The sequence below is a fragment of the Streptomyces sp. NBC_00328 genome, from assembly GCF_036139655.1.
Lineage (GTDB): Bacteria > Actinomycetota > Actinomycetes > Streptomycetales > Streptomycetaceae > Streptomyces.
Window position 1 is genome coordinate 8,611,619 of sequence record NZ_CP108013.1, and the last position, 26,251, is coordinate 8,637,869.

The window sequence follows — 26,251 nt, forward strand, 5'->3', positions numbered from 1 at the left end:
GGCCGCAGGGCGTTCCTCGCTCAGCTCAGACGTTCCGCGATGTGGTCGCCGACCCGAAGGGCGTTGGCGATGGCGGTCAGCGACGGGTTCACCGCGCCGATGCTCGGGAAGAAGCTGGTGTCGACGACGTAGAGGTTGTCGAGATCGTGGGCCTTGCAGTCGACGTCGAGGGCCGAAGACCGCGGGTCCGTGCCGAAACGCACGGTGCCCGCCTGGTGGGCGGTGGCGCCGATCGGCATGCCCTTGTGCAGGTAGAGGCTGTGCGGCAACAGGTGGTGGGGGTGCATGCCCAGGTGGCCGAGCATCTTCTGGAGTTTGTGCTGAAGGCGCGACAGCCCTTCGGTGTTGTTCTTCTCGTCCAGGGCGAGGTGAATGTCACCGTCGGCGTCGAGCGTGACCCGGTTGTCGGGGTGAGGAAGATCCTCACCGCAGAGCCAGAAGTCCACCGCGTGATGGGCCAGCACCTCGAAGGGAAGATCCGGCGAGGCCATGCCCGCCCACCGCGGTGCCTCGCCCCGGATCTGGTCGGAGTCCGACTTGCCGAGCATCTGGATTCCGCCCAGCGGGTAGTCCCAGTCGTCCGCGCCCAGATACCAGTCGTTCAGGGCGAGGGTCTTCTGGAACTGGGTGTCGTTGGGCTCCTTCGACACCGCCATCAGCGCGAGGTTGTTGTGCCGCATGTAGTGGCGGCCCACTACGCCGGAGCTGTTGGCGAGGCCGTCCGGATGACCGTCGTTCGCCGAACGCAGCAGCAGGGCAGCGGAGTTGACGGCGCCACAGGCCACCACCACGATGTCGGCGGAGTACTGTGCGACCGTCCCGTCGGCGAGTTCGGCGATCACCTTGTCGACGCTGCGGCCGGTCGGCCCGGTCTCCAGCCTGCGAACGTTAGCCCCGGTGACCATCGTGACGTTGTCGTGTTCCAGGGCCGGGTCGACACAGATGACCTGGGCGTCGGCCTTGCCCTGCACCAGGCACGGGAATCCGTCGACCCGGTTGCAGCGGATGCACACGCTTCCGTGGGCCGCGCCCCCGCCGGCGTCCTGGGTGAGGTTGACGCCGATCGGCAGGTGGAAGGGGTGCAGACCCTGCTTCTCCAGGTCGTCGCTGAGCTGCTGGATCCGTGGCTCGTGCTGCACCGGCGGATACGCGTACTGGGCACTGACCGGCCCCTCACCCGGGTCCTCGCCGTGCCGGCCGTGCACCAGGTACAGGTGTTCGGCCTGGGTGTAGTAGGGCTCCAGATCCTCGTAACGGATCGGCCAGGCCGGGGAGACGCCGCCATGGTGACGCAACTCGCCGAAATCCTCGGGGCGCAGACGGAACAGCGCGGCGCCGTAGAACTTGGTGTTGCCGCCCACGTAGTAGTTCACCTCGGGCGGGAACTTCTCGCCGTGCTTGTCGTACCAGAATTCCGGTGCGCGGTATTTGCCCTTGACGAAGACCGCGGTGGACTCCCAGTTGTCCCGCTCGCGCGGCAGGTATCCGCCGCGTTCGAGGATCAGGACACGCTTGCCGGAGGGAGCGAGACGGTGGGCGAGAGTACCGCCGCCCGCTCCGGTGCCGATGACGATGACGTCGTAGTGCTCGGTTCCTGTCATGGGGGGTGCCTCGGATCATGGGGGGGATGGGTGCGGGCAGGCCGGGACCAGCCGGATCGTGGGTCGTTCGCGGGTCGTTCGTGGTCGTTCGTGGGTCAGAGGACGGCGATCGGGTTGACGGGTGAGCCGGTGGCCGCGGGGAGCCGCAGGGGTGCGACGACGCAGAGGAACGACCAGCGGTCCGCCTCCTCGCAGAGCGGCACCAGGTCCTCGAACCGCAGGTAGTCCATGAAGTGCAGCCCGAGGGCGTGGATGCCCAGGACGTGCACGGGGAAGTCCACGCCCTCGGTGAGACTGGGAGCCGTGTCGTTGTTCCCGTCGCTGCCCAGTACGGCGACCCGGCGCTCGGCCAGGAACTCCATGGCGGCCGGGTGCAGGCCGGCCCGGCTGCGCGAGGCGTCCCACGGCCCTGCCTCCTCACGCCTGCGGCGATGGCCGACCCGCACGAGGAGAATGTCCCCGGCCCCGACCCGCACGCCCTGGGCGGCCTCGGCGGCTCCGAGGTCGTCGGCGGTGACGTGGTCGCCGGGCTCCAGCCACGGAACGCCCCGCAGCCGCGGGATGTCGAGCAGGACGCCACGGCCGACGATTCCGTTGCGAACCAGTTCGACGGACAGGGCCGTGGCGCCCTCCGGCGTCACGGTGCTCGCCGGGACGCCGCCGTACAGCGTGCCGTCGAAGACGACGTGACACAGGGCGTCGAGGTGGCTGTCCGCGTCGCCGTGAACGTTCATGGCGAAGTGGTCGGTGGCGAAGTGCAGCTCTCTGTCCGCGTTTTCGGCCTCGGGGCCGCTGGTGAGCCGGTGGCCGGCCGGGTGCGGATTGTCGGGAGCCGCGCCGGTCTCGATCGGAGACGACAAGGAGACCGTCAGGCCGGAGAGGACCTCGGCCGCCGCGGCGAGAACTCGCGCCGGTGTGATGGTGGACAGCGCCCCGCGGCCGCCGGCGGAGGCCGGCGGTCCGGAGGTGTTCGCCTGCTGCCGCAGTCGCGCGTACAGGGCGTCGAAGGCGGCGCGGCTCTGCGGGCGGCCATCGGGGTACGGCGCGCCCGGATCGGGCTGCCCGTGCCCGGTCTCAGTCACGTTGCCGCTTCCGGTCGATGGCCTCGTCCAGGGTCGTCGCCGCCATGATGAGCGAGAGGTGAGTGAACGCCTGCGGGAAGTTGCCGAGTTGCTCGCCGCTCGGGCCGATCTCCTCGGCGAACAGGCCGACGTGGTTGGCGTAGGTATGCATCTTCTCGAAGGTGTAACGCGCCGGACGGATCCGCCCGGCCCGGGCCAGGGCGTCGACGTAGAGGTAGGTGCAGAGACTGAAGGTCCCCTCCGAGCCACGGAGACCGTCCGGGGAGGCGGCCGGGTCGTACCGGTACACGAGACTGTCCGAGACGAGCTTGCGCTCCATGGCGTCCAGGGTGGAGAGCCAGCCGGGGCTCTTCGCGGAGAGAAAACCGACGCGCGGGATCAACAGGAGGGAAGCATCCAGGACGTCTCCGCCATAGTGCTGCACCAGGGCCTGCTCGGACTGGCTCCAGCCCTTGTCCATCACCTGTTCGAGGATGCTGTCACGGGCGTTGCGCCAGCGCGGGATGTCGGCGGGCCGGCTGAGTTCCGTCGCAAGGCGCAGGCCCCGGTCGAAGGCGACCCAGCACATCACCCGGCTGAACGTGAAATCGTTGCGGCCCCCGCGCGTCTCCCAGACACCCTCGTCCGGACGGTCCCAGTTGTCGGACAACCAGTCCAGCGTCCGGGCAAGCCCCTTCCAGCCGTGGAAACCCAGCTCCTCGCTGACGTCCATGCCCTCGGCCATCCCGTAGATGGCCTCGCCGTAGATGTCGAGCTGCAACTGGTCGGCGGCGGCGTTCCCGGCGCGTACCGGGTACGAGCCGCGGTAACCCTCCCAGTGGTCGAGGATCTCCTCGGTCAGGTGCGGGTCCCCGTCCACCCGGTACATGATCTGCAGCCGCTCGCCGGGCAGGTCCGCCCGGTCGCGCATCCGCTCGCCCAGCCACTTGGTGAACGCCGACGCCTCCTCGGCGAAGCCGAGGTCGAGCAGGGCGCGCACGGAGAGGGACCCGTCCCTCACCCACGAGTACCGGTAGTCCCAGTTGCGCTCACCGCCGACCTGCTCCGGCAGACCCATGGTGGCGGCGGCGACCGGCGCGCCCGTCGGGTGGTAGGTCAGAAGTTTGAGCGTGATGGCGGAGCGGTTCACCATCTCGGCCCAGCGCCCCCGGTAGTGGGAGGTGTGCAGCCACCGCTGCCAGAAGTCCACCTCACGCCACAGCGACTCCGTCACGCCGTCGACCGTGAGCGGAGGCGGCGCCTCGCCGTCGGCGGCGCACGTCGTGAACACGGCGGCGGCCGACTCCCCGATGCCGAGCGTGACCGCGGCCTTCACGTCGTGCCCGTCCCGTGCCAGCGGAAAGGACGTCTGCAGGTGTCCCGCGATCCCGGGCCCCCGGAACACCGCGTCCTGGGCCCGTAGATCCAGCTCGTGGTCGGCCCGGCCGTAGTCGAACCGCGGTCTGCACTCCAGCAGGAACCGCACGGTGCCGCGCACCACGCGAATCACCCGCGTCAGGCTGTGCCGGTCGGTGGGGGTCCGGCTGGTGTTCGCGGGCATCCAGTCGATGACCTCGCCGACGCCCTCCGGCGACATGAACCGCGTGACCAGCACCCCGGTGTCCGGGTAGTAGAGCTGTTTGCACGTGACGTCCGAGTGCTCCGGCGCAAGCCGGAAATACCCGCCGCGGTCGTGATCGAGCAGCGAGGCGAAGACGCTCGGCGAGTCGAACCTCGGCGAGCAGAACCAGTTCACCACGCCCTCGGAGGACACCAGGGCGGCGGTCTGCAGGTCGCCCACCAGACCGTGGTTGGCGATGGGGGGATAGCGGTCCATGAGCGTCCAATCAAGGAGGTTCCGGCGCGGTCCACTGTCCGACAGGCCGTGCACGGGCGCCTCTCGGCGTCACGGACGGCCGAATCAGGCCATGGACGACGGCCCGCAGTGCCCACGAGCCCGGATGCTCCGTGCCGCCTGCCTCCATTTCCGCCGCTCCACGGTGAGGCGGCACTCCCAGTCGGGCCGTACGGGCTACCGGGCGTCAGCCCGCCCGGTCCCTGGCAGGGGCCGGGCGGCCCATGGGGTGCACCCGGTCAGCCCATGGGGGAAACGACACGAAGGCAGCACGAAGGCTGAGCGTCGATCCCTTGGAGGTCGGCTGGAGGTCGGCCGGCCTTGAGCGGGATGCTCTCGCACGATGGCCGCGCCGACCCCCCTGGGGGATCGACACGGCCTGAGGGATCGACACGGCACGGCACTCGTGGCCGTTTCACCGCTCCCGGGTGCGCTCCGGGCCTGTGAGGTCGAAGCCGACGTCCACCACTCCCTCGACAGCTCGCACCAGACAGGCGGCCACCGGCACCAGCGCTGTGTCGCGGACCCGTCCGGTGAGGGTGACGACACCGTCGCGCACCTCGACGCGGACCGCTGGGGGCGACCCGTGGAAGAGGTAGGACACGATCTCCCTGCGCACCTCCTCGGCGATGTCCTCGTCACCGCGCAGGAACACCTTGAGGAGGTCGCCGCGGCTGACGACGCCCTCGAGGCCGCCGGTCTCGTCGACGACGGGCAGCCGCTTGACCTTGGCGTGCGCCATGATGCGGGCCGCCTGCGCCAGGGGCGCGTTCGCGCGCACGGTGATCGCCGGAGACGTCATCAGCTCCTCCGCGGTCAGACCGCCGGCCTTGGCGAGATCGTCCAGCCGCCGCAGTTGCGTCTCGCGGTCGGGGTCGCCGTCGCGGAACTCCTCCTTGGGCAGCAGATCGGCTTCGGAGACGACTCCGATCACCCGGCTCTCGCCCTCGACGACGGGCAGGGCACTGACCTGCCACTGCTCCATCAGTTGCACGACCTCCTTGAAACCGGCCCCGCGGCCGATGGCGGCGACGGTGTGGGTCATCACGTCGCTCACGATGTGCGGACTGCCGTGCACGGTGACTCCTTGATCGGTTCCGGAAACGCCGGTCAGCGGACGTCGCCGCTGCCGTAGGGGGCGTAGAGGTCGAGCAGTCGGGTCCGGGTAGAGTGGAGGCGGTGGGCGACGATCTCGCCGGTCCACCGGGTTATGGCGACGCCGAATCCGGGATCGGCCCGGCACAGCGCCCTGACGGTCCCCGCGTCGAACTCGTAGGCGCGCACCGGGCTGGTCGCCTTGGCGCCCAGATGCCAGGTGTGCGGGTGGAACAGCCAGGACCAGCCGACGAGTTCGTCGTGTCCGAGGATTTCGATGACGGCCGCTCGGCGGCCCGGCACTCGCAGGTCGAGGGCCACCGTCCCGGTCCGGATGATCCAGAACCGGTCCGCGAGCCGGCCTTCCGTGAACAGGCAGGTGCCTGCCGGGAAGGACACTTCGCGGGCCACCCGCATCAGCCGTTCCCGGTGCTCGGTGGGCAGCGCCCGCAGCATGGTGGATGTGGTGGTGGAAGTGTTCATGATCCTGCCTCTTCCTGGCACGTGACCCTCCCACCCCCAATCTCCGCCCGTGTCGCGCCCGCCGCCATGGGCCACCCGGCCCCCGCGGCGGGCCGCACGGCATCGGCCGGGGCCAATCGGCCCCGGCGGAGGGTACTGCCCGGCCCCTGCGCTCGGCCCTCGACCCGTACCAGGCTCGACGGGAGAAGGGATTCCGCAGGCGACGGCGACCACCGCGAGGCCCGTGGGCTCTCCGCCGAGCGCACGACGCCGGAGCACGGTGGTTCCGTCGCCGTCGTCAGCACGTCTGAACACACCCGGAGGGTGAAGGACATGACCCGCTACGTGTACGAATTCGCCGACGGGGGCCGGGACATGGCGGACCTGCTCGGCGGCAAGGGAGCCAACCTCGCGGAGATGACCCGGCTGGGACTTCCCGTACCGCCCGGCTTCACCGTCACGACCACCGCGTGCCGTGAGTACCTGGCCACCGGAGATGAACCGGGCGAGCTGGGCGCACAAGTCGTGCACGCGCTGGCCGAGTTGGAGCGGAGCACCGGTCGCGAGCTCGGCGGACGGGACAACCCGCTGCTGCTGTCGGTCCGTTCGGGCAGCAAGTTCTCGATGCCCGGGATGATGGAGACCATCCTCGACATCGGTCTCGGGGACGAGTCCGTCCTCGGCCTCGCCAAGGTCACCGGCAGCGAGCATGTCGCCTGGGACTCCTACCGCAGGCTCCTCCAGATGTACGGCCGCACGGTCCTCGGCATCGCACCGGAACGCTTCGACCGGCACGCCGGCGGAGGCGACCCCGCGGCGCTCGTCGAGCACTTCAAGCAGGTCATCCGCGACGCGACCGGCGAGGAGTTCCCGCAGGACCCGGCCGAACAGCTCCAGCGGGCGATCCGTGCCGTCTTCGACTCCTGGAACGGTGAGCGCGCCCGCCTCTACCGCCGCCGTGAACACATCCCCGACGACCTCGGAACCGCCGTCAATATTCAGGTGATGGTCCTCGGCAATCTCGGCCCGGACTCCGGCACGGGCGTCGCCTTCACCCGCGACCCGGCCACCGGCGCCCGGGGCGTCTACGGCGACTACCTTCCCGACGCCCAGGGCGAGGACGTCGTCGCCGGCATCCGCAACGCCGTCCCGCTCGCCGAACTGGAGCGCCTCGACCCGGCCTCCCACCGCCGACTCCTCCAGCACATGGAGACCTTGGAGCATCACTACCGGGACCTGTGCGACATCGAGTTCACCGTCGAGCGCGGCAGGCTCTGGATGCTCCAGACCAGGGTCGGCAAGCGCACCGCCGAGGCCGCCTTCCGGATCGCGGAGGCGCTCGTCGACGAGAAGCTGATCGACGAGGACGAAGCGCTGGCCCGGGTCGGCGGGGCGCAGCTGGCACGGCTGATGTTCCCCCGGTTCGAGGCGCATGCCGAGGCCACGCCGTTGGCCCAGGGCGTCCCCGCCTCGCCCGGCGCCGCGGTCGGCGCCATCGTCTTCGACTCGGCGGAGGCCGTGCGGCGCGCGGACGCGGGGGAGCACGTCGTCCTCGTACGGCGCGAGACGACGCCCGACGACCTGCCCGGGATGGTCGCGGCCGAGGCCGTGCTGACCAGCCGGGGCGGCAAGACCAGCCACGCGGCCGTCGTCGCCCGAGGGATGGGCAAGGTCTGTGTGTGCGGTGCCGAGGAACTGACGGTGGACGTCGCCTCCCGCACCCTCACCGCACCCGACGGGACCGTGCTCACCGAGGGCACCGTGATCTCCGTGGACGGCACGGCGGGCACCGTCCACCTCGGCGCCCTGCCGCTGGCCGACTCCCCGGTCGGGCACTTCCTCGACACCGGAGAGGGCGACGGCGCGCTGACCGACGCGGTCGCCCGGACCCTCCGGCACGCCGACTCCGTACGGCACCTGGAGGTGCGCGCCAACGCGGACACCCCCGAGGACGCGGCCCGCGCCCGCCGCTACGGCGCCCAGGGCATCGGGCTGTGCCGCACCGAGCACATGTTCCTCGGTGAGCGCCGGAGTCTCGTCGAGGCGATGATCCTCGCCGGGGACGAGACCGGACGGCGCGCCGCACTGGAGGCCCTACTGCCTCTTCAGCGGGCCGACTTCACCGGGATCCTCGCCGCGATGGACGGGCTCCCGGTGACGATCCGGCTCATCGACCCCCCGCTGCACGAGTTCCTGCCCGACCGCACCGAGCTGGCCGTCCGTGTCGCCACCCGGCCCACCGGGCACGACCGCCGGCTGCTCGCCGCGGTCGAGCGCATGCACGAGTCCAACCCCATGCTCGGACTGCGTGGCGTCCGCCTCGGGCTCGTCGTCCCCGGCCTGGTCGAGATGCAGGTACGGGCGATCGCCGAAGCCGTGGTGGAACGGATCCGCGCCGGGGGAGACCCCCGCGCGGAGATCATGGTCCCGCTGGTCGGCACGGTCGAGGAACTGCGGATCGTCCGCGCCGCGGCGGAGCGCGTCCTCGCCGACGTCTCACGGGAGTCCGGGCTCACCGTCGAGTGCCCCATCGGCACGATGATCGAGCTGCCCCGGGCCGCACTGACAGCCGGCCGGATCGCGGAGGCCGCCGACTTCTTCTCGTTCGGCACCAACGACCTGACCCAGACGGCCTGGGGCCTGTCCCGCGACGACGTCGAGGCGTCCTTCTTCCCGGCCTATCTGGCGCAGGGCGTCTTCGCCGTCTCGCCGTTCGAGACCCTCGACCGGGACGGCGTCGGACGTCTGGTGCGCATCGCCGTCGAGGAGGGCCGCGCCGCCCACCCCGGCCTGAAGATCGGCGTCTGCGGCGAACACGGCGGCGACCCCGACTCCATCCACTTCTTCCACGACATCGGCCTCGACTACGTCTCCTGTTCGCCGTTCCGCGTCCCGGCCGCCCGTCTCGAAGCCGGCCGGGCCTCGCTCGCCGACGGAAGGGACGGCGCGTCGGCTTCGACCTAGGGTGACCCTCACCCTGACCGCGACCGTGCGGCAGGCCGGCCTCGGGGCGCCCCCGCGCAGGTGCGGGGGCGCCCCGAGGCGCTTCCGCGTGCGGGAACGAGCGCTGTGCCGACGGGGCCGACCGATCCGCCGGCCGCCGGTCGGCGGACACCGTCCGACCGGGGCCGTGAAGTCCCCCTTCATGTAGGCCAGTTGGTCCCTTTCGAGGACCAGCGGCCCCTCCTTGCGCAGCCGGGCGAACACGAGACTGATCACGTATCCATCAAGGAGGCCATCACATGTCCCGCACCATAGTCGTCGGTCTGGACGGTTCGCCCGAGAGTCTCGCAGCGGCCGACTGGGCAGCTCGTGAAGCCCTGCGCACGGATGCCCACCTGCGTGTCGTGCACGCCTGGCAGTGGCACCCCTACATCTACGCCCCGCTGGCCGGCGTCGCCGTTCCGGCGCCGCAGGACGATCCGCAGCGCGAGTGGGCCGAACGTCTGCCGCACGAGACCGCGGCCCAGCTGGCTGCCGTTCATCCGGGCCTGTCGGTCAGCGCCGAGCGCGTCGCCGAGCAGCCTGTCACCGTGCTCCTGGCCGCGGCCGAGGACGCCGAACTGCTGGTCCTCGGGTCCAGGGGGCTGAGCGGAGTCGCCGGTTTCCTGACGGGTTCCGTCGGGCAGGCCGTGGTGGCCAGGAGCCGCACGCCGATCGTCCTCGTACGCGCGGCAGAAGGTTCCGAGGACGTGCGCGAAAGCCGGCACGTGGTCCTCGGCCTCGACCTGGAGCACTCGGACACCTCCGTGATCGAATTCGCCTTCGAGGCGGCGGCTCGCAGGACGGCGGACCTGCGCGTCGTCCATGGCTGGAGTCTGCCGCCCTACTACGGCTACAGCGGAGCCACCGACGCGGTGGCCGAAGCGGACTTGCTCGCCGAGGCACAGCGGCGCCTGACCGACGTACTGCATCCCTGGCGTGAGAAGTTCCCCTGCGTCCAGGTCCACGAGCAGGCCGTGGTGGGCGGTGCGGGTCCCCACCTCGTGGACGCTTCACGGGACGCGGAACTGGTCGTGGTCGGTCGCCGCCACCGGCAGACTCCGGTCGGCACTCACATCGGACCGGTGACCCAGGCGGTGCTGCACCACTCCACCGCACCGGTCGCGGTCGTCCCGCACGAATAGCACTGGGTCGGGGAAGTGCCATGAGAGGCCCGGGGTATTCGACCGTCCCTCGCGCCGGGAGGCGGCCCGGTCGGGAACCGCGGCGCCTTTGCGCGGTGGCGGGGGCCTTCCGGTCCCGCGGTGGGGACCGACCGGCCCATGCGGGAAGCATCCGCCCCGGTCAGGCTGGAGCTACCACGTCAAGTCTCGACTTGAAGGGGATCGGCATGAAGGCACTCGTGTTCCACGGCCCGGGAAGCTCCGCGTGGGAGAGCGTGGCGGATCCCGGTATCGAAGAGGCCACCGACGCCGTCGTCCGGGTCGACACCGTCACCATCTGCGGCACCGACCTGCACATCCTCAAGGGCGATGTGCCGGAGGTGACCCCTGGCACCGTCCTCGGTCACGAGGCCGTCGGTGAGATCGTCGAAGTCGGCGGCGACGTGCGCACGGTCCGGCCGGGCGACCGTGTCCTGGTCTCCTGCATCACGGCGTGCGGCCGCTGCCGCTTCTGCCGGGAGGGCACCTACGGCCAGTGCCGCGCCGGCGGCGGCTGGATCCTCGGCCACCGGATCAACGGGACACAGGCCGAGTACGTCCGCGTCCCGCACGCGGACCTGTCCACACATCTCCTGCCCGGGGCCGTGGACAGCAAGGACGCGGTCCTGCTGGCCGACATCTTCCCCACCGCCTACGAGGTCGGCGTGCTCAACGGGCGGGTACGCCCCGGAGACACCGTCGCCGTCGTGGGAGCGGGCCCCATCGGGCTCGCCGCGATCGCGACGGCGCGCCTCTACTCGCCCGAGAAGATCATCGCCGTCGATCTCGCTCCGGCCCGGCTCGACGCGGCCAAGCGCCTCGGCGCCGACGCCGTCGCGACGGGCGAGGAGGCCGAGCAGCTCGTCTCCGATCTCACCGACGGGCTCGGAGCCGACGTCGTCATCGAAGCGGTCGGTGTCCCGGAGAGCTTCGAGATGTGCACGCGCATGGTGCGGCCCGGCGGACACGTCGCCAACGTCGGCGTGCACGGCAGGCCCGCGACCCTGCACCTCGAAAGCCTGTGGATCAAGAACCTGACGATCACCACCGGCCTGGTCGACACCCACTCCACCCCCACCCTGCTGCGCATGATGGCCGCGGGCCGGCTTCCGGCCGGGTCCCTCGTCACCCACACGTTCCCGCTGGACCGCATGGAGGAGGCGTACGACGTCTTCGCACGGGCCGCCGACACGGGCGCCCTCAAGGTGGTCCTCGGCGAACCGCAGCACGACGCACTGACGGTCAGGACGCCCTGACGGAAGGAAGCGAAGGTCATGTCCGGACAGACACGAAGCGACATGCTCGGCGGGACACCGCAGGACGAGGGCACACGCGGCGCGACGTCGGTCGCGACAGCAGACACCAGGGAGGCAGCCTGGCCGACGTCGGTCGTGACAGCAGATACCAGGGAGGCATCCCGGCCGACGGTCCGCACGGCCGCTTCGGCCGCGGCGGCACCGGGCGACATCGGGCGGCGCCTCGCGGCGCGACGTGAGGAACTCGGCCTGACCCGGGAGGACACGGCCGCCCGCGCGGGCACAGCCGCAGGTTACCTCCGCTACCTGGAAGAACGGTCCACGGCGAGACCCGGAACCAGCGTCCTGATCCGGCTCGCGGGCGCCCTCGGCACGAGCGTCGCCGCCCTGTACGGCGGAGAATCCGGCCTGCCGCCAGGCCTCGGCCAGGCCGCAGGCCACGCCGAACTGATCGAGCTCGGCCCCGAGGACTGCCTGGAACGCCTGTCGACGCACGGCGTCGGCAGGCTCGCCACCGATACCCCGGGCGGCCTTGTCATCCTCCCCGTCAACTACAGCGTCATCGACGGCGCGATCGCCTTCAGGACGACGCCGGGCTCGACGATCGCGGCAGCGGTCGGATCGAACGTCGCCTTCCAGGTCGATCACGCCGACGAAGCCCTCAGCCAGGGCTGGAGCGTACTCGTCCAGGGCAGCGCCCGGGCCGTGACCGATCCGGACGTCAGGCGCCGGTTCGACGCCCTCGCCTACAGCCGTCCCTGGGCCGGCGGCGAAGCGCGCGACCTGTGGGTACGCGTCGAACAGGACCGGATCAGCGGACGCCGGATCGCGGTGCCGTGATCCGGGCACCGCGCGCAGAGCACCGGAAGGCGTGACCTTCTCTGTTCTCCGATGACCTTCTCCGTTCTCCGGAGACCGAGCAGGGCCGATGAGCCCTGACCCCGATTGCTGTCCCGCCACAGGTGGAAGCGACGCTTGTGGCCGAAGCGCCGTACCGCGTGAGAGTTGACCCCGCTGATGAATCCCAACGACGGATTTCGTGAACTCGGCCGGCAGGAATGCCTGGACCGCCTCGGTGACGCGCCCATCGGCAGGGTCGTCCACACACGAGACGCCCTGCCCGCGGTCCTGCCGGTCAATTTCCGCCTCGACGCCGACTCCGCCGTCGTCCTGCGGACGTCGGCGGACTCGGAACTGGCCCGCACCATCGACGGCGTCGTGGTGGCGTTCGAAGCCGACGCGGTGGACGCGACCGCGCACTCCGGCTGGAGCGTCGTCGTGACGGGCCACGCCCTGGTGGTGACCGATCCCGCCGAGCATGATCGCCTGACCCGGACCGGACCCCGTTCCTGGGTGGCCTCTCCCCACGAGGTCTTCATCCGGATCACGTCCGAACTGGTCACCGGCCGGGAGCTCGTCGGCGGCCGCACGCAGTACGGCGTGGAGCGGTCTTCCTGACCTCCGCCATCGCGGGGTGGGCCGAACGGCCCTCGGACGGAAGGCGTTCGGCGCCCCGGCCGGTACTGTCCGGCCCTCGTCCCGTCCACCCCGAACGACAAGTATCGACAGTGCGGGACATTCCGAACAGCGTGAGGGGAGACCGGCGATGACCACGGCAGTGACGGCTGGGAGCCGGACGGGTGAGGCATGGTGGGGTTTCGCCGGGACGGCGTGGCGCGAGCGCGTCGACGTCCGCGACTTCATCCAGGCCAACTACACGCCCTACGAAGGAGACGCGGCCTTCCTGACCGGCCCGACGGAGCGCACCCGAGCCGTCTGGGGCACGGTCAGCGCGCTCTTCCCGGAGGAGCGGCGCAGGGGAATCCTCGACGTCGACACCGCGACCCCCTCGACGATCACCTCGCACGCGCCCGGATACATCGACCGCGAGCGGGAGTTGATCGTCGGCCTGCAGACCGACGCACCGCTGAAGCGCGCCATCATGCCCAACGGCGGTCTGCGGATGGTCGAGAACGGACTGAAGGCGTACGGCTACGAGCCCGACGAGTTCGTCACCCGCGTCTTCGGGACCTACCGCAAGACCCACAACGACGGCGTCTTCGACGCCTACACCCCCGCGATGCGCGCCGCCCGCAAGGCCGGCATCATCACGGGCCTGCCCGACGCCTACGGCCGGGGCCGGATCATCGGCGACTACCGGCGCGTGGCCCTGTACGGAACGACCCGGCTCATCGCCGCCAAGCGCGCGGAACGCGCCGGACTCGACGCCGCGCCGTCGACCGAGCACATCATCCGCGACCGCGAGGAACTCGCCGAGCAGATCAAGGCGCTGGACGAGCTGACCCGGATGGCCGCGACGTACGGCTGTGACGTCTCCCGCCCCGCCGGCACCGCCCACGAGGCCGTGCAGTGGCTCTACCTGGGCTATCTCGCCGCCGTGAAGGAGCAGAACGGCGCGGCGATGTCACTGGGCCGCACCTCGACCTTCCTCGACGTGTATCTCCAGCGCGACCTGGCCGCGGGCGTCCTCGACGAGACCCACGCCCAGGAACTGATCGACGACTTCGTGATCAAGCTGCGCATCGTACGGTTCCTGCGCACCCCCGAGTACGACGCCCTGTTCTCCGGCGACCCGACGTGGGTCACGGAATCCATCGGCGGCATCGGCGAGGACGGCCGCCCCCTCGTCACCCGCACCTCCTTCCGCTTCCTGCAGACCCTCTACAACCTGGGTCCGGCCCCCGAACCCAACCTCACCGTGCTGTGGTCGCCCCGACTCCCGTCCGGCTTCAAGGAGTTCTGCGCCAAGGTCTCCATCGACACCAGCGCCGTCCAGTACGAGTCCGACGAACTGACGCGGCCCCGCACCGGCGACGACACCGCGATCGCCTGCTGTGTCTCCGCGATGGCCGTCGGCAGGCAGATGCAGTTCTTCGGAGCCCGCGTCAACCTCGCCAAGGCCCTGCTCTACGCGGTCAACGGCGGCCGGGACGAGATCAGCGGCGAGCGGATCGCCCCCGAGACGCCGCCCCTGACCGGCGAGTATCTGGAGTACGAGGAGCTGTCGAAGGCGTACGACGGGATGCTGGACTGGCTCGCGGAGACCTACGTCAACGCGCTCAACGTCATCCACTACATGCACGACAAGTACGCCTACGAGCGCGTCGAGATGGCGCTCCACGACTATCCCGTGCACCGCTTCATGGCGTGCGGCATCGCCGGCCTCTCCGTCGCGACCGACAGCCTGTCCGCCGCCAAGTACGCCCGGGTCAAGGTGATCCGGGACGAGACCGGGCTGGCCGTGGACTACGAGATCGAGGGCGACTACCCGGCGTACGGGAACAACGACGACCGGGCGGACGCCATCGCCGTCGGCCTGGTGGACACCTTCATGACGAAGGTGCGCGAGCACCCCACCTACCGGGACGCCGAACACACCCAGTCGGTGCTGACGATCACCTCGAACGTCGTCTACGGCAAGCACACCGGCAACACACCCGACGGCCGCCGCGCGGGACAGCCCTTCGCCCCCGGCGCCAACCCGATGAACGGCCGCGACCGGCACGGGGTGGCCGCCTCCGCGCTCTCCGTCGCCAAACTGCCCTACGAGCACGCCCGCGACGGCATCTCGCTGACGACGACGATCACCCCGGAGGGCCTGGGACACGTGCCCGTCGAGCGCGTCGGCCATCTGGTCGGCATCCTCGACGCGTACACGGCCTCCGGCGGCTTCCACATGAACGTCAACGTCCTGGACCGGGCCACCCTGGAGGACGCGATGGAACACCCGGACAACTACCCGGAGTTGACCATCCGGGTGTCCGGCTACGCCGTCAACTTCGTCCGCCTGAGCCGGGAACAGCAGCTCGACGTGATCAGCCGCACCTTCCACGGAACGCTGTGAGGACGAAGACGACGGGCCGGATCCACTCCTGGGACCTGTCCACCGGCGTGGACGGTCCCGGGACCCGGTTCGTCCTCTTCGTCAACGGCTGCCCCCTGCGCTGCCTCTACTGCGCCAACCCCGACACCTGGCACATGCGGGACGGGAAGGAGGCCACCGTCGACGAGGTGATGGCGGAGATCGAGAAGTACCGGCCGTTCGTCACCACCGCCGGGGGAGGCGTGACCGTCACGGGCGGCGAGCCCCTCCTCCAGCCCGCCTTCACCGGCGAGCTGCTGCGCCGCTGCAAGGAAGCCGGGCTGCACACCGCCCTGGACACCTCCGGCTTCCTCGGCGCCCGCGCCGACGACCAACTCCTCTCCGACACCGACCTGGTGCTGCTCGACATCAAGTCCTTCGACATCGCCGCCTACCGCCGGCTCACCGGTGGCGAACTCGCCCCCACGCTCAACTTCGCCACCCGGCTCGACCGTCTCGGCATCCCGGTATGGATCCGCTACGTCCTCGTCCCCGGCCGGACCGACGATCCCGAGACCGTCGACGGACTCGCCCGCTTCCTCTCCGGCCTCGGCAACGTCGACCGCGTGGACGTCCTGCCCTTCCACAAACTGGGCGCCCCCAAGTACGAAGCCCTGGGCATCCCTTTCCCCTTGCGGGACAACCCCGTCCCCGACCCCGCCCTGACCGAACGCGTCCGGGGTCGGTTCAGGGCTCTCGGTCTGTCCGCCAACTGAGAGCCGAATACCGGGTACGGCCCCTGGCCGCACGAGGAACCGCTCGAAGACGACTTCGGAATCCGAACTCTCACCCCAGGAGGTGGAGATCATGCTCCGCACCATCACCGTAGGTCTCGACGGCTCGCAGGAGAGCCGTGCCGCCGCAGAATGGGCCGCTCGCGAGGCGGAGCTGCGCGGCCTGCCGCTGAAGATCGTGCACGTGTGGGAGCCGGTGCCGGAGCCCATGGCTCAGGCCCCGCTCCTGGGCACCGAGACCCAGCAGCACTGGACCGAGCGGATTCCCCGGGAAGCGGCCGAGGGAATCCGGCTGCGTCACCCCGGCATCGAGGTGTGCACGGAGCAGCTCTCCGGCCACCCGGGTGACGCCCTGGCCGAGGCCGCGAAGAGTGCCGAACTGCTGGTGCTGGGCTCGCGGGGCCTCGGCGGGATCGGCGGATTCATGGTCGGCTCGGTCGGCCTGTCCGCGGTCGGGCACACGGACACCCCCGTCGTACTGGTCCGCGCGCTGGAGACAGCCGCCGACGAGCACGAGCTGGACCCGGCGGGTGTTCCGTCCGCCGCGACGCCGTTCCGGCCCGTGGTCCTCGGACTCGACGTCGAGCACCCGGACGAGACGCTGATCGCGTTCGCCTTCGCCGCCGCCGAGCTCCGTGCGACGTCCCTGCGGGTCGTCCACGGCTGGACCCCGCCGCCCTACTACGCGTACGGCACGCCCGCCAACCCGGCGCTGCACGAGGCACTCGCCCTGAGCGCGTCCCAGGCCGTGACCGAGGTGCTGCTCCCCTGGCGGAAGAAGTTCCCGGACGTGGAGGTCGTCGAGGTGCCGCGGTACGGCAGCGCCGCTGTCCACGTCGTGGGCGCTTCGCGCGAGGCCTCGCTCGTCGTCGTGGGCCGGCGCATCCGGCGCAGCCCCCTGGGCGCCCACATCGGACACGTCACCCACTCCGTCCTGCACCACTCCACCGCTCCTGTCGCCGTCGTCCCCCACGGCTGACCCACCCGAGGAGGAGAGCGCCGGAGCGGGCATACAGCGCGCCGTGGGCCGGTGGCAGGCGCGACATGTGGGTGCGCGTCGAACCGTATGCCCTCACAGGACGCCGCATCGTGGGGCCGTGGTGGCCCTTGTCGACCTACGGCGGATGCGTGTCCAGCTCGGGTGTGCCGGTCCCGGGCCGCCACCGACGCCTTCTTCGGGCCCGGGCCTGTTCATGCCTTGCCTCCGAAGAAGACCTCCACCTCCTGGATGAGTCCGTCCCGAACGGTGATCGCCTCGACGTTTCGGTGCCTGTCGCCCGTACTGAGCTCGTACTCGTAGTACACGAGGACGAGCTCCTCGTTCGCGGGGGTGACGTGAAGCAACCGCTGCTCCTTGAACCGGCCGGCAGTCGGGAAGCACCTCTCGAAGAAGGTCGCCTTGTCGATATGGTCGTCCTGCGGACTGGTGAACGAGAAACCATCGGCGTAGAGAGGGAAGGCCGCGTCGCGGTCCTGCGACCTGTAGTACCGAAACGCCGCCTCGACGATGTGTGCCGGACTGTCGATCATTCGGTCTCCTCGGCCGGACGGTTGGACCTGTTCCGCCACGGTATAACCACACATCGGCCCTGACGCGCGGGAGCGACGGGGCCGGTCGACGTTTCCGCCACCGGTCCCGCCGCTCCTGGTGACCATGTCGGAGTGCTGCTCAACGCGCCTGTGAGCAGCGGCTTCGGCCGGCCCTGTCACAGGGCCGGCCGTCGGGAGTCCCGCCATTGGAGCTACAACAGTTCGAGCGGTGTCAGCCCACCGTCCACTTCTGGTTGGCGCCACCCGTGCAGGTCCAGATCTGCAGGCGGGTGCTGTTGGCCGAGTTGTTGCCCGTGACATCCAGGCACTTGTTCGCCTGCGGGTTCACGATGTCGTGGGCCGCGGTGACCGTCCACTTCTGGTTGGGTGCGCCGGAGCAGTCCCAGAGCTGGACCGTCGAGCCGTCCGCCGTACCGTTGCCGGTGACGTCCAGGCACTTGCCGAGCGCGCGGATCGTGCCGTCCGGGGACACCGTCCACTGCTGGGCGCCCGTCCCGTTGCAGTCGTAGAGCTGTACGGGCGTTCCGTTGGCCGAGTTGGCGGCCGCCACGTCCACGCACTTGCCCGCGAGGCCCTTGATCGGACCGCTGGTGCCGCCCGGGCTGTCGCTCGTGGTCACCTTCACCTCGTCGACGACGAGTTGCTGCGGGAAGGAGGTGGAGCCGTCGGGGTCTCCGGGCCAGTATCCGCCGACCGCGAGGTTCAGGATCAGGAAGAACGGCTTGTTGAACACCCAGGTGTTGCCGCCCAGATCGGCGGGTGTGCGCTGCTGGTATACGGTCCCGTCCACCGACCAGGTGATCGAGTTCGGCGCCCAGTCGACCGCGAAGGTGTGGAAGGCGTCCGCGAAGGCCTGGCCGTTCGGGAGGGTGTAGCCGGCGCCGATGCCCGCGGATCCGGAGTACCCGGGGCCGTGGATCGTGCCGTGCACGGTGGACGGCTCGAAGCCGACGTTCTCCATGACGTCGATCTCGCCGGAGTTCGGCCAGCCGACCTGCCCGATGTCGCTGCCGAGCATCCAGAACGCCGGCCACATGCCCTGCCCGCGCGGGATCTTCATCCGGGCCTCGACATGACCGTAGGCCGTGGTGAACTTCCCGGAGGTGTTCATCCGGGCCGACGTGTACTGGCATGTGCCGTACCAGCACTGGTAGTTGGCCGGATTCTCCTTGCGGGCGGTGATCACCAGATGGCCCTGGCCGTCCAGCGCGGCGTTCTTGTTGCCCGAGGTGTAGTACTGCCGCTCGTGGTTGTTGACGTTGTCGCCGGTCTCCAGCTGCCACTTGGAGGAGTCGACGGCCGAACCGGCCGCCCCGTCGAACGTGTCCTGGAACGTGACCGCCGCGGTGGCCGCCGCCGGGCCCGCGTGCGCGGGGGTGACGACGGCCGAGGCGGAGGCGACGAGCGCGGCGGACAGCGCGGCGAAGAGACATCTGCGGAGCAGGCGTGGGGAGTCCATGACTCTCATTTCCGTACGGTCACCCGGGGGGAGGGTGCGCCGACTGAGGTGGGGGGTCCATGCTTCGCCTCTTGATTTAAGGAGTGAGGTAACGAGGTGTCAATACTTTGGTCCGTACCAGTAGTTGAGGTGATGCCTCAGGTGCGAAGGCGTTTCCTGGGGTGCACCGCCCGGCCGAGCCGTCGGCCCAGAAGGAGGTAACCCACCAGCGCTCCGGTCGTGTTGAGGATGACGTCGTCGATGTCGAAGGAGCGTCCGGTGATGAGGGCTCCCTGAACGAGCTCGACCAGGAGCATGACCGCCGCGGTGAGCGCGAGGACGCGCAGGATTCCGCGGGTCTTCGGGAACACCACCGGCAGCAGCACTCCGAAGGGCACCCCGAGCAAGAGGTTCCCGCCGATCTGCTTGACGGCGTCGCGCAGCTCCGGCTGGTCGAGATAGGCCCGCAGCGAGCGCCCGGGGTGAAGGTTGTCGTGGATCAGCGCCGTGGACGCCGGTGAGGGCTCCAGGGTCAGCCTGGCCAACGCGACGGCGAACGCCACCATGGCCGCGAACGCGAGCAGCATGGCCAGCAGCCGGAAGGGCAGCGCCAGAGCCCGGGTCTCCGGCGCGGGTGCGGGCGTCGGCCTCTTTCGGCCGAGCAGCCACCGCGACCTCTCCGGCTTCCCCGACTCGGCCTTCGCGGCCTTTCCGCCCCGCTCCGCCTTGGACGCCGGCCTGCCCCCTCCGGCCTTCGACGCCGGCTTCCCCCGGTCCGATCCCGACTTCGGCGCCGGTTTCCGCCGGCCGGCCACGGCCTTGGCGGCACGAGCGCGCAACGCGGTGCGGACCATGAGACCCTCCCCTTTTCAACTGCCCTCTGGTGCAGCCCGCTTACCCCCGGCGGGGCCGACAATGCCCGGGATCTCGCCCAGGATCTCGGGGCAGGGGGACTTTGCGGACAAGTGAGCAGGTGGGTGTCCGGTCGCCGCTACGGGGAAGCCCGGGACCTCATGCGTGAGGGACGCCGGGGCGCCGGGTGCGGCTGTGTGCTCGCCCCGGCGCCGACGGCACCGTCCGGACTCAGGTCCCGTAGGTGACCGTCACGTCCGTGAAGCCGAGAGAGCGCAGCAGGCCCTCGAGCATGCTGGTGGTGTTCTCCTCGGCCCGTGCGGTGAGGCGGCTGTCCTTCGCGGCCTTGCCGATGTGCTGGGCCGCGAGCCGCTGGACGGCCCGCTCGTCGTTCGGGTTGTCCGAGAAGACGTCACCGAGCCGGTCGAGGAGACCGCGCTGCTTCGAGACGGCGTAGGAGTGGTCGGGGTCGAGGGCGGGTTTGCCCAGTGCCGCGTGCGGCAGACGGAGCGTGGCCGACGTGCGGTCGTCGTTGACCGTCACGTCCTTCTGGTCGATGCGCCCGAGATCGACATAGGCGTCGACGGTGCCGGCTCCCACGTACAGCGTGCGGGTGCCTCGGATCGCGTCGGGCAGGTACTTCGCGTCCTTCTCCAGGTCCACGACCACCTGGAAGTTGCCCGAAGCCGCGTCGTAACGGCTCATGTCCTGGATGGATTTGAGCAGCGTGGGGCCCGAATTGTCGTGGGTCTCCGTGCCGAACACATCGCGCAGTCCCGGCAGAACGGCCAGCCGCAGCCCGGCGAAGAGCACCACGAGCACCAGCACGAAGGCGGAGACCACCTTCGCCCAGCCGGGCATGCGTTTGATGGACGTCGTCATGTCGACGGTCCTCCTTTCAACTGTCCGGGTACCCCCCAAGCCCCTTCGCAGGCCGCCGGGTTGGCGTGCGGATTCCGCTGCCGTGAGCCCGCGGTGCGGTCCGGCGGACGCGGAAGGCAGAAGGCAGAAGGTAGAAGGTAGAAGGCTGGGGGAGAGGGGGATGGGCCGGACGGGACGCCGGGCCCCGGCCGCCGGCCCGACGCGCCGGGGTGTACGCCGTCCGGGGCGTGACGCTCCGGTACGGCCCACCACCGGCACGCCCGTGCCCGGTCCGGCGCCCTGCCGTCCCGCCCGCAACCGGCCCGGTGCGGTCCCGCCCGCAACCGGCCCGGCGCCCCGCGGCCTCGCCCGCAACCGGAAATCCCCGGTCGTAGGCCCGAAAGACGCCCAGTAGCATGAGGTACGCACTCCGGGCCGATCTTGCGCCCGGCGACGCACTCCGGGCCGATCTTGCGCCCGGCGACGCAACCCGGTTCGATCATGCGAGGAGCGGTCGTGCGTGACATCGCCGTGTTCAGCGGTAGTGCCCATCCAGAGCTCGCTGACGAGCTCTGCGCACACCTCGGTGTGCCCCTCAGCCCGACCCGCGTCAGCCGGTTCGCCAACGACTGCCTGGAGGTCCAGCTCCAGGCCAACTGCCGCGAGCGCGATGTCTTCCTGGTGCAGCCCCTCGTCACGCCGGTGCAGGAACACCTGGTCGAACTGCTGATGATGTGCGACGCCGCGCGCGGTGCCTCCGCCGGGCGGATCACCGTCGTCATGCCGCACTATTCGTACGCACGTTCGGACAAGAAGGATATGCCCCGGATCTCCCTGGGCGGCCGGCTCGTGGCGGATCTGCTGGTGGCGGCCGGCGCGAGCCGTGTCCTCGCCATGACCCTGCACTCCCCGCAGGTGCACGGTTTCTTCTCGGTGCCGGTCGACCATCTGCACGCCCTGCGTGAGCTGGCGGCGCACTTCCGGACCAACGACCTGTCGCGTACGACGGTGGTCTCGCCCGATCTCGGCAACGCGAAGGAGGCCGCCGCGTTCGCGCGGCTGATCGGCGCCCAGGTGGCCGCCGGCGCCAAGCAGCGGTTCGCCGACGACCGGGTGAGCATCAGCTCCGTCATCGGCGAGATCGCCGAGCGCGATGTCATCGTGCTGGACGACGAGATAGCCAAGGGCAGTACCGTCCTCGAACTCCTGGACAGGCTGCGCGAGATGGGTCCGCGGTCGATCCGCGTCGCCTGTACCCACGGACTGTTCGCGGCGGGGGCGCTCAAGCGGCTCAGTGAGCAGCCCGACGTGCTGGAGATCGTCTGCACGAACACGGTGCCGATACCGAGCGAGGAGTACACGGAGAAGCTGACCGTCCTGTCCATCGCCCCGGCGCTCGCCGAGGCGGTGCGGCGCATTCACAACGGTGAGTCCGTCAGCGCTCTGTTCGACGCGCCGCAGGACCGATAGGCAGGCCGTGAAACGAGCGCTTGGACGCGCGATCGGCACCTTGCGACGCGCGTGAGTTTCGGTTGCCGTAGGACACATGGGAAGTGGGGCCGACCGGAGCGTCTCCGGGCGGCCCCACTTCTCGTACGGCGCTGTGAGGTCAGGCGCGGTGGTTCTCGTAGTAGCCGCCGACCTGCTCGTGATAGCCGGCGTCGCCGACATGCTTGTCCTTGTCGAACTCGGGAGAGTCCTTGATCTGGTCCTTGGTGAGAGCGACATAGATCTTCCGCTCGGCCTGGTCGACCGTCTTCACGGTTCCGGCCGGCAGCAGAACATGCTTCCCGAAGATCCATACGCCGGTGTCGACGACGAGGTACGAGGAGCTGACGTCGTCCGAGTGCTTGTCGACCTTCCCGATACTGCCGTCGGTCGCCTCGACCTTGTACCCGGTCAGATCGTTGCCCGCGATGTGGCCGGTGGTCGCCTGGTAGCCCCAGATGCTGTCACTCATAAAACGGCTCCCTCATCGAAATTATTCGCCGGTCCGCAGAAAAACTGCGGAGTCGTGCAAGCGTCATCTGAATTCGGTGACGTTTCCTCAGGACGTCGGGTGCCCTGAATCCCGGATGCCACACATTCGTAGCCAAGAAATAGTCAACCCGTATTCGCCGCCGTGCACCCTGACGGCGAAGCGCGGGTGGGCCCCGACGCCTTGGCGTCGGGGCCCACCCGGATCCGTGCGTTGTGCCGCGCATGCCTACCAGCGGTACCAGCGGCCCCGCTTGCCGCCGCTTGCAGCGGGCCGGATCACGAAGCCGAGGACCCATACGATCAGCACGATGACGGCGATCCACCACAGGGCCTTGAGTGCGAAACCGGCACCGAAGAGGATCAGAGCGAGCAGGAGAACGAGAAGAATAGGAACCATAGTTATCAACCTCCGAGCCATCTTGTGCCCTGCCCGACGATCTGCATTCCTGTGGCCTTAGATATTTTTTACGGAACCTGGAGCGGCGGCAATTCTGTGGCTGAGTTCCGAGTTTGAGAGCGTTAACGGGGGGAAGCGGGGGCGGCGAAATACTGCAGCGACCGCCTGACGCCCCCCGGGGCGATCGCGGGACCGGGCGCGGACGCTCGACTGGCCCACTCAAGGTGCGTCGAACCGGATACGGCCCAGACTTGAACTCATGGCAGAAGAGCGTCGGCCGCGCCCCAGGAAGTCCTCGACGACCACCGCTCGACGCACACCCTCCGTGCGTGGAGCGGAACATGCCGCGCGTGCTGCCTGCCGGGCCCTGGAGGGTCTGATCGGTCATCCCACGGAGGGCGTATCAGCGGTGGGGCGTGAGGACGACGGCTGGTGTGTCGTCGTGGACGTCCTTGAACTGCCGCGGATTCCGGACACGACGAGCCTTCTCGCTTCGTACGAGGTGCGGATCGACCAGGACGGCGAACTCATGGGGTACCGCAGGGTCCGCCGTTATCGGCGGGGGTCCGCCGACGAGTGACCAGTGACTCAGGTTTGCCCGACGACCGGAAGGATCCCCCATGCCCGCGACCACCTACTCCGATGAGGTAGTGGCGTGCCCGCCGCGCGCCGGCACGTTGTACGACGTGCTCGAACTGATCCTTGACCGGGGCATGGTGATCGACGTGTTCGTCCGGGTGTCCCTGGTCGGCATCGAGATCCTCAAGATAGATGCGCGCATCGTGGTGGCGAGTGTCGACACGTACCTGCGCTTCGCGGAGGCGTGCAACCGGCTGGACCTGGAGCGTGACTCCGGCAGCACCACCGTTCCCGAGCTGATCGGCGGTGGTGCCGCCAAGTCCATCGGCAAGCGCAAGGTTCGCAAGGCCGCGGAAACCGTGGGGGACACCGTTCGCAAGGCGGTCGGGGGCGGCCGTGACGACGACTCCGACGAGCACGACGAGGACGAGGAAGAGCAGCAGGAACGACCGAGGAAGCGGCGTGCTCCGGCCCGGGGCGGCAGCAGCCGACGACGACCCGTGGAGGCGTGAGCCGTGACCGGCGATGGTGTGTACGTCTACGCGATCATCACGGCGGGAGGACCGCTGCCGGTGGACGCGAAGGGGGTGGGCGACCCGGCCGCCGAACTGCGGGTGATCCGGCAGGGGCGGGTCGCCGCAGTCGTCAGTGAGGCTCCTTCCAAGCTCCGCGCCCGACGGCGTGATCTGCTCGCTCACCAGGATCTGCTGTTGCGCCTGTCGGAGCAGGGATCGGTACTGCCGATGCGGTTCGGTGTGGTCGCATCCGACGAGGAGGCGGTGCGCGGTCAGTTGAAGGCCCGTGAGGCGGAGCACATGGCCGCACTGGAACACCTCTCCGGCGGGGTCGAGGTCAACGTCAAGGCGCTCCCGGCCAAGGACGCGCTGGCCAGTCTTCTGACGCAGGACATGAACGTTCGCCGGCTGCGGGACGAAGTGCGCCGACGGCCCGGATACGAAGCGAGCCTGCGACTGGGGGAGGCCGTCTCGGCCGCTCTGGAGGGCAGGGCCGCCGAAGCCGGTCGGCGCGTTCTGCGCGAACTGACGCCCAGGGCCCGTGCGGTGGCCTCGGGTCCCGAAGTCCAGGGATGCGTGCTCAACGCGTCGTTCCTCGTCGATCGCGGCGACAGTGACGCGTTCCGAAGCGCGGCAGAGCGTTTCGCCCGCACACATCGCGACCGGGTGGAGCTCCGGTTCACGGGTCCGCTGCCCTGCTACAGCTTCGTCTCCGCCGAAGGCACTCCCGTCCGAACCGCTGGAGTCTGAGATGGGACTGATCACCGGACTGCTCACCCTCCCCATCGCGCCGGTCCGCGGCGTTGTCTGGGTGGCGGAGAAGCTCAACGACGCCGCCGAACGGGAGTTGCACGACCCAGCGGTGCTCCGTGCCCAACTGGCCCTGCTGAACCGGGAGCTTGAGGACGGAGACATCAGCCTGGAGGAGTTCGAACGAGAAGAGGAACGGCTGCTCGACCGGCTGCACGCCGCACAGACCTGTTCCACGCCGAGCGATCGAAGGTGACGAGATCATGGATGACAAGGACAAGGTGGCTCTCGCGGCTGCGGTAGTGGGCGGCTATGTGCTGGGCCGCACCAAGAAGGGCCGGATGGCCTTGTCCATCGCGACCTATATCGCGGGCCGGCGCTTCGGTCTCGAGCCTCGCCAGCTTGCCGCCGAAGGGATGCGACGACTGGGGGAGATCCCGCAGGTCGCCGAGTTGCAGGAGCAGTTGCGAGGGGAAGTGCTGGAGGCGGGCCGCAAGGCGATGACGGCCGCCGCCGACCGGGGCATGAGCACGCTTGCGGGCAGCCTCAGCGAGCGTACGGCCCGGCTCCTGGAGAAGCCGGACGAAGGGGAGGAGTACGAGGAGGAGTACCCGCCGGAGGAGGACGCGGAGTACGAGGAGGACGAATACGAGGAAGAGGAGGAGCCCGAGGGCGAGTACGAAGAGGACCAGCCCAAGGAAGAAGAGGAGGAAGAGGAGGAAGAGGGAGAGCCGGAGGACGAATACGAGGAAGAGGAAGAAGAGGAAGAAGAAGAGGAAGAACCGGAGGAGGAACCGGAAGAAGAGCCGGAAGAAGAGCCGGAGGCGAAGCCGCGGAGGCGCCGCGCTTCACGGCCGGATCGGTCCCGCGAGACACCCGAACCCGCCGCACGCAAGAAGGCCGCCCCCGCCGGCGGACAGAAGCCCCGGGCGGCGAAGAAGGCCGCGCCGGCGAAGAAGGCCGCTTCCGGCAGGGCGGCGGCGAAGAAGACCGCGCCGGCGAAGAAGACCGCGGCCAAGAAGTCCGCTCCGGCGAAGAAGGACGCAGCGAAGAAGACCGCGGCCAAGAAGACCACAGCCAAGAAGACCGCGGCGAAGAAGTCCGCTCCGGCGAAGAAGACCGTAGCGAAGAAGACCACAGCCAAGAAGACCGCTCCGGCAAAGAAGTCCGCTGCCTCGAAGACGACGTCATCGAAGCGAGCAGCGTCCAAGCGCGCCGGTCGTGGGAGGTAGGCAG

General features: G+C 69.8%; 25 protein-coding genes. 14 read left to right on the plus strand and 11 right to left on the minus strand.

The window, feature by feature from the left end:
- Positions 1-20: 20 nt before the first annotated feature.
- The 5 genes from OG485_RS37675 to OG485_RS37695 all read right to left on the minus strand — a co-directional run bounded on the left by OG485_RS37675 (position 21) and on the right by OG485_RS37695 (position 6,095).
- Positions 21-1,601 (minus strand): GMC family oxidoreductase, encoded by a 1,581-nt coding sequence (locus tag OG485_RS37675; protein ID WP_328673101.1) that lies wholly within the window; start codon positions 1,599-1,601, stop codon positions 21-23.
- 95 nt (positions 1,602-1,696) lie between these two features.
- Positions 1,697-2,683 carry a cyclase family protein gene (locus OG485_RS37680; RefSeq protein ID WP_443048843.1) on the minus strand — a complete coding sequence of 329 codons (987 nt, stop codon included), beginning with the start codon at positions 2,681-2,683 and terminating at the stop codon, positions 1,697-1,699.
- A complete protein-coding gene (locus OG485_RS37685) occupies positions 2,676-4,499 on the minus strand; it encodes a glycoside hydrolase family 15 protein (RefSeq protein ID WP_328673102.1) in 1,824 nt (607 codons plus the stop codon). The genes OG485_RS37680 and OG485_RS37685 overlap by 8 nt, the downstream gene beginning before the upstream one ends.
- A gap of 433 nt (positions 4,500-4,932) precedes the next feature.
- Positions 4,933-5,595 (minus strand): CBS domain-containing protein, encoded by a 663-nt coding sequence (locus OG485_RS37690; RefSeq protein ID WP_328673103.1) that lies wholly within the window; start codon positions 5,593-5,595, stop codon positions 4,933-4,935.
- 32 nt (positions 5,596-5,627) lie between these two features.
- Positions 5,628-6,095 (minus strand): cyclic nucleotide-binding domain-containing protein, encoded by a 468-nt coding sequence (locus OG485_RS37695; protein ID WP_328673104.1) that lies wholly within the window; start codon positions 6,093-6,095, stop codon positions 5,628-5,630.
- 312 nt (positions 6,096-6,407) lie between these two features.
- On the opposite strand from OG485_RS37695, the gene ppdK reads away from it, so the two are divergent.
- From ppdK to OG485_RS37735, 8 genes are all read left to right on the plus strand, one after another.
- Complete coding sequence (ppdK, locus tag OG485_RS37700) at positions 6,408-9,038, plus strand: pyruvate, phosphate dikinase (RefSeq protein WP_328673105.1); 2,631 nt, start codon at positions 6,408-6,410, stop codon at positions 9,036-9,038.
- A 278-nt stretch (positions 9,039-9,316) separates the two neighbouring features.
- The gene (locus OG485_RS37705; protein WP_328673106.1) at positions 9,317-10,201 is read left to right on the plus strand and encodes a universal stress protein; all 885 of its coding nucleotides are present in this window, start codon (positions 9,317-9,319) and stop codon (positions 10,199-10,201) included.
- Positions 10,202-10,407: 206 nt separating this feature from the next.
- Positions 10,408-11,475: a zinc-dependent alcohol dehydrogenase family protein gene (locus tag OG485_RS37710; RefSeq protein WP_328673107.1), complete on the plus strand. Its 1,068-nt coding sequence runs from the start codon at positions 10,408-10,410 to the stop codon at positions 11,473-11,475.
- Between the two features lie 18 nt (positions 11,476-11,493).
- Positions 11,494-12,315, plus strand: coding sequence for a helix-turn-helix domain-containing protein (locus OG485_RS37715; protein WP_328673108.1), 822 nt, complete (start codon positions 11,494-11,496; stop codon positions 12,313-12,315).
- A gap of 177 nt (positions 12,316-12,492) precedes the next feature.
- Positions 12,493-12,933, plus strand: a complete 441-nt coding sequence (locus tag OG485_RS37720) for a pyridoxamine 5'-phosphate oxidase family protein (RefSeq protein ID WP_328673109.1) — start codon at positions 12,493-12,495, stop codon at positions 12,931-12,933.
- Between the two features lie 148 nt (positions 12,934-13,081).
- Positions 13,082-15,340: a formate C-acetyltransferase gene (gene pflB, locus OG485_RS37725; protein WP_328673110.1), complete on the plus strand. Its 2,259-nt coding sequence runs from the start codon at positions 13,082-13,084 to the stop codon at positions 15,338-15,340.
- Entirely contained in the window at positions 15,337-16,074 is a 738-nt protein-coding gene (gene pflA / locus OG485_RS37730) for a pyruvate formate-lyase-activating protein (RefSeq protein WP_328673111.1), read from the plus strand. The genes pflB and pflA overlap by 4 nt, the downstream gene beginning before the upstream one ends.
- Before the next feature lie 91 nt (positions 16,075-16,165).
- Positions 16,166-17,071 (plus strand): universal stress protein, encoded by a 906-nt coding sequence (locus tag OG485_RS37735; protein ID WP_328673112.1) that lies wholly within the window; start codon positions 16,166-16,168, stop codon positions 17,069-17,071.
- 212 nt (positions 17,072-17,283) lie between these two features.
- On the opposite strand, the gene OG485_RS37745 is transcribed toward OG485_RS37735, so the two are convergent.
- The 4 genes from OG485_RS37745 to OG485_RS37760 all read right to left on the minus strand — a co-directional run bounded on the left by OG485_RS37745 (position 17,284) and on the right by OG485_RS37760 (position 20,815).
- A complete protein-coding gene (locus OG485_RS37745) occupies positions 17,284-17,622 on the minus strand; it encodes a nuclear transport factor 2 family protein (protein ID WP_328673113.1) in 339 nt (112 codons plus the stop codon).
- 232 nt (positions 17,623-17,854) lie between these two features.
- Positions 17,855-19,102, minus strand: coding sequence for a ricin-type beta-trefoil lectin domain protein (locus OG485_RS37750; RefSeq protein ID WP_328673114.1), 1,248 nt, complete (start codon positions 19,100-19,102; stop codon positions 17,855-17,857).
- A 137-nt stretch (positions 19,103-19,239) separates the two neighbouring features.
- A complete protein-coding gene (locus tag OG485_RS37755; RefSeq protein WP_443048972.1) occupies positions 19,240-19,746 on the minus strand; it encodes a VanZ family protein in 507 nt (168 codons plus the stop codon).
- Positions 19,747-20,164: 418 nt separating this feature from the next.
- Positions 20,165-20,815: a DUF4230 domain-containing protein gene (locus tag OG485_RS37760; protein ID WP_328673116.1), complete on the minus strand. Its 651-nt coding sequence runs from the start codon at positions 20,813-20,815 to the stop codon at positions 20,165-20,167.
- Between the two features lie 495 nt (positions 20,816-21,310).
- On the opposite strand from OG485_RS37760, the gene OG485_RS37765 reads away from it, so the two are divergent.
- Complete coding sequence (locus tag OG485_RS37765; RefSeq protein WP_328673117.1) at positions 21,311-22,264, plus strand: ribose-phosphate diphosphokinase; 954 nt, start codon at positions 21,311-21,313, stop codon at positions 22,262-22,264.
- A 139-nt stretch (positions 22,265-22,403) separates the two neighbouring features.
- Here the strand turns inward: OG485_RS37765 and OG485_RS37770 are convergent, their stop codons facing one another.
- Entirely contained in the window at positions 22,404-22,754 is a 351-nt protein-coding gene (locus tag OG485_RS37770) for a PRC-barrel domain-containing protein (protein WP_328673118.1), read from the minus strand.
- Positions 22,755-23,000: 246 nt separating this feature from the next.
- On the minus strand, positions 23,001-23,171 hold the full coding sequence (locus tag OG485_RS37775; RefSeq protein ID WP_057605601.1) for a hypothetical protein: 171 nt from the start codon (positions 23,169-23,171) through the stop codon (positions 23,001-23,003).
- A gap of 259 nt (positions 23,172-23,430) precedes the next feature.
- Here OG485_RS37775 and OG485_RS37780 point away from each other — a divergent pair, with 259 nt between their 5' ends.
- From OG485_RS37780 to OG485_RS37800, 5 genes are read left to right on the plus strand one after another with little or no spacing between them, the layout of a single operon-like run.
- On the plus strand, positions 23,431-23,751 hold the full coding sequence (locus OG485_RS37780; RefSeq protein WP_328445241.1) for a gas vesicle protein GvpO: 321 nt from the start codon (positions 23,431-23,433) through the stop codon (positions 23,749-23,751).
- A gap of 40 nt (positions 23,752-23,791) precedes the next feature.
- Positions 23,792-24,262 (plus strand): gas vesicle protein GvpJ, encoded by a 471-nt coding sequence (gene gvpJ, locus OG485_RS37785; RefSeq protein ID WP_328673119.1) that lies wholly within the window; start codon positions 23,792-23,794, stop codon positions 24,260-24,262.
- 3 nt (positions 24,263-24,265) lie between these two features.
- Positions 24,266-25,015 carry a GvpL/GvpF family gas vesicle protein gene (locus tag OG485_RS37790; protein WP_328673120.1) on the plus strand — a complete coding sequence of 250 codons (750 nt, stop codon included), beginning with the start codon at positions 24,266-24,268 and terminating at the stop codon, positions 25,013-25,015.
- A 1-nt stretch (position 25,016) separates the two neighbouring features.
- Positions 25,017-25,271, plus strand: coding sequence for a gas vesicle protein GvpG (locus tag OG485_RS37795; protein ID WP_328673121.1), 255 nt, complete (start codon positions 25,017-25,019; stop codon positions 25,269-25,271).
- 7 nt (positions 25,272-25,278) lie between these two features.
- Complete coding sequence (locus OG485_RS37800) at positions 25,279-26,247, plus strand: histone protein (protein ID WP_328673122.1); 969 nt, start codon at positions 25,279-25,281, stop codon at positions 26,245-26,247.
- Positions 26,248-26,251 lie beyond the last annotated feature (4 nt).

Bases quoted from the DNA above. Each gene is read 5' to 3' on its own strand.
- OG485_RS37695 (WP_328673104.1), bottom strand. From the start codon at position 6,095: ATGAACACTTCCACCACCACATCCACCATGCTGCGGGCGCTGCCCACC.
- OG485_RS37770 (WP_328673118.1), bottom strand. From the start codon at position 22,754: ATGAGTGACAGCATCTGGGGCTACCAGGCGACCACCGGCCACATCGCG.
- OG485_RS37735 (WP_328673112.1), top strand. From the start codon at position 16,166: ATGCTCCGCACCATCACCGTAGGTCTCGACGGCTCGCAGGAGAGCCGT.
- OG485_RS37675 (WP_328673101.1), bottom strand. From the start codon at position 1,601: ATGACAGGAACCGAGCACTACGACGTCATCGTCATCGGCACCGGAGCG.
- OG485_RS37720 (WP_328673109.1), top strand. From the start codon at position 12,493: ATGAATCCCAACGACGGATTTCGTGAACTCGGCCGGCAGGAATGCCTG.
- OG485_RS37745 (WP_328673113.1), bottom strand. From the start codon at position 17,622: ATGATCGACAGTCCGGCACACATCGTCGAGGCGGCGTTTCGGTACTAC.
- pflB (WP_328673110.1), top strand. From the start codon at position 13,082: ATGACCACGGCAGTGACGGCTGGGAGCCGGACGGGTGAGGCATGGTGG.
- gvpJ (WP_328673119.1), top strand. From the start codon at position 23,792: ATGCCCGCGACCACCTACTCCGATGAGGTAGTGGCGTGCCCGCCGCGC.
- OG485_RS37710 (WP_328673107.1), top strand. From the start codon at position 10,408: ATGAAGGCACTCGTGTTCCACGGCCCGGGAAGCTCCGCGTGGGAGAGC.
- OG485_RS37760 (WP_328673116.1), bottom strand. From the start codon at position 20,815: ATGACGACGTCCATCAAACGCATGCCCGGCTGGGCGAAGGTGGTCTCC.
- OG485_RS37775 (WP_057605601.1), bottom strand. From the start codon at position 23,171: ATGGTTCCTATTCTTCTCGTTCTCCTGCTCGCTCTGATCCTCTTCGGT.
- ppdK (WP_328673105.1), top strand. From the start codon at position 6,408: ATGACCCGCTACGTGTACGAATTCGCCGACGGGGGCCGGGACATGGCG.
- OG485_RS37780 (WP_328445241.1), top strand. From the start codon at position 23,431: ATGGCAGAAGAGCGTCGGCCGCGCCCCAGGAAGTCCTCGACGACCACC.
- OG485_RS37795 (WP_328673121.1), top strand. From the start codon at position 25,017: ATGGGACTGATCACCGGACTGCTCACCCTCCCCATCGCGCCGGTCCGC.
- OG485_RS37685 (WP_328673102.1), bottom strand. From the start codon at position 4,499: ATGGACCGCTATCCCCCCATCGCCAACCACGGTCTGGTGGGCGACCTG.
- OG485_RS37800 (WP_328673122.1), top strand. From the start codon at position 25,279: ATGGATGACAAGGACAAGGTGGCTCTCGCGGCTGCGGTAGTGGGCGGC.
- OG485_RS37750 (WP_328673114.1), bottom strand. From the start codon at position 19,102: ATGGACTCCCCACGCCTGCTCCGCAGATGTCTCTTCGCCGCGCTGTCC.
- OG485_RS37715 (WP_328673108.1), top strand. From the start codon at position 11,494: ATGTCCGGACAGACACGAAGCGACATGCTCGGCGGGACACCGCAGGAC.
- OG485_RS37705 (WP_328673106.1), top strand. From the start codon at position 9,317: ATGTCCCGCACCATAGTCGTCGGTCTGGACGGTTCGCCCGAGAGTCTC.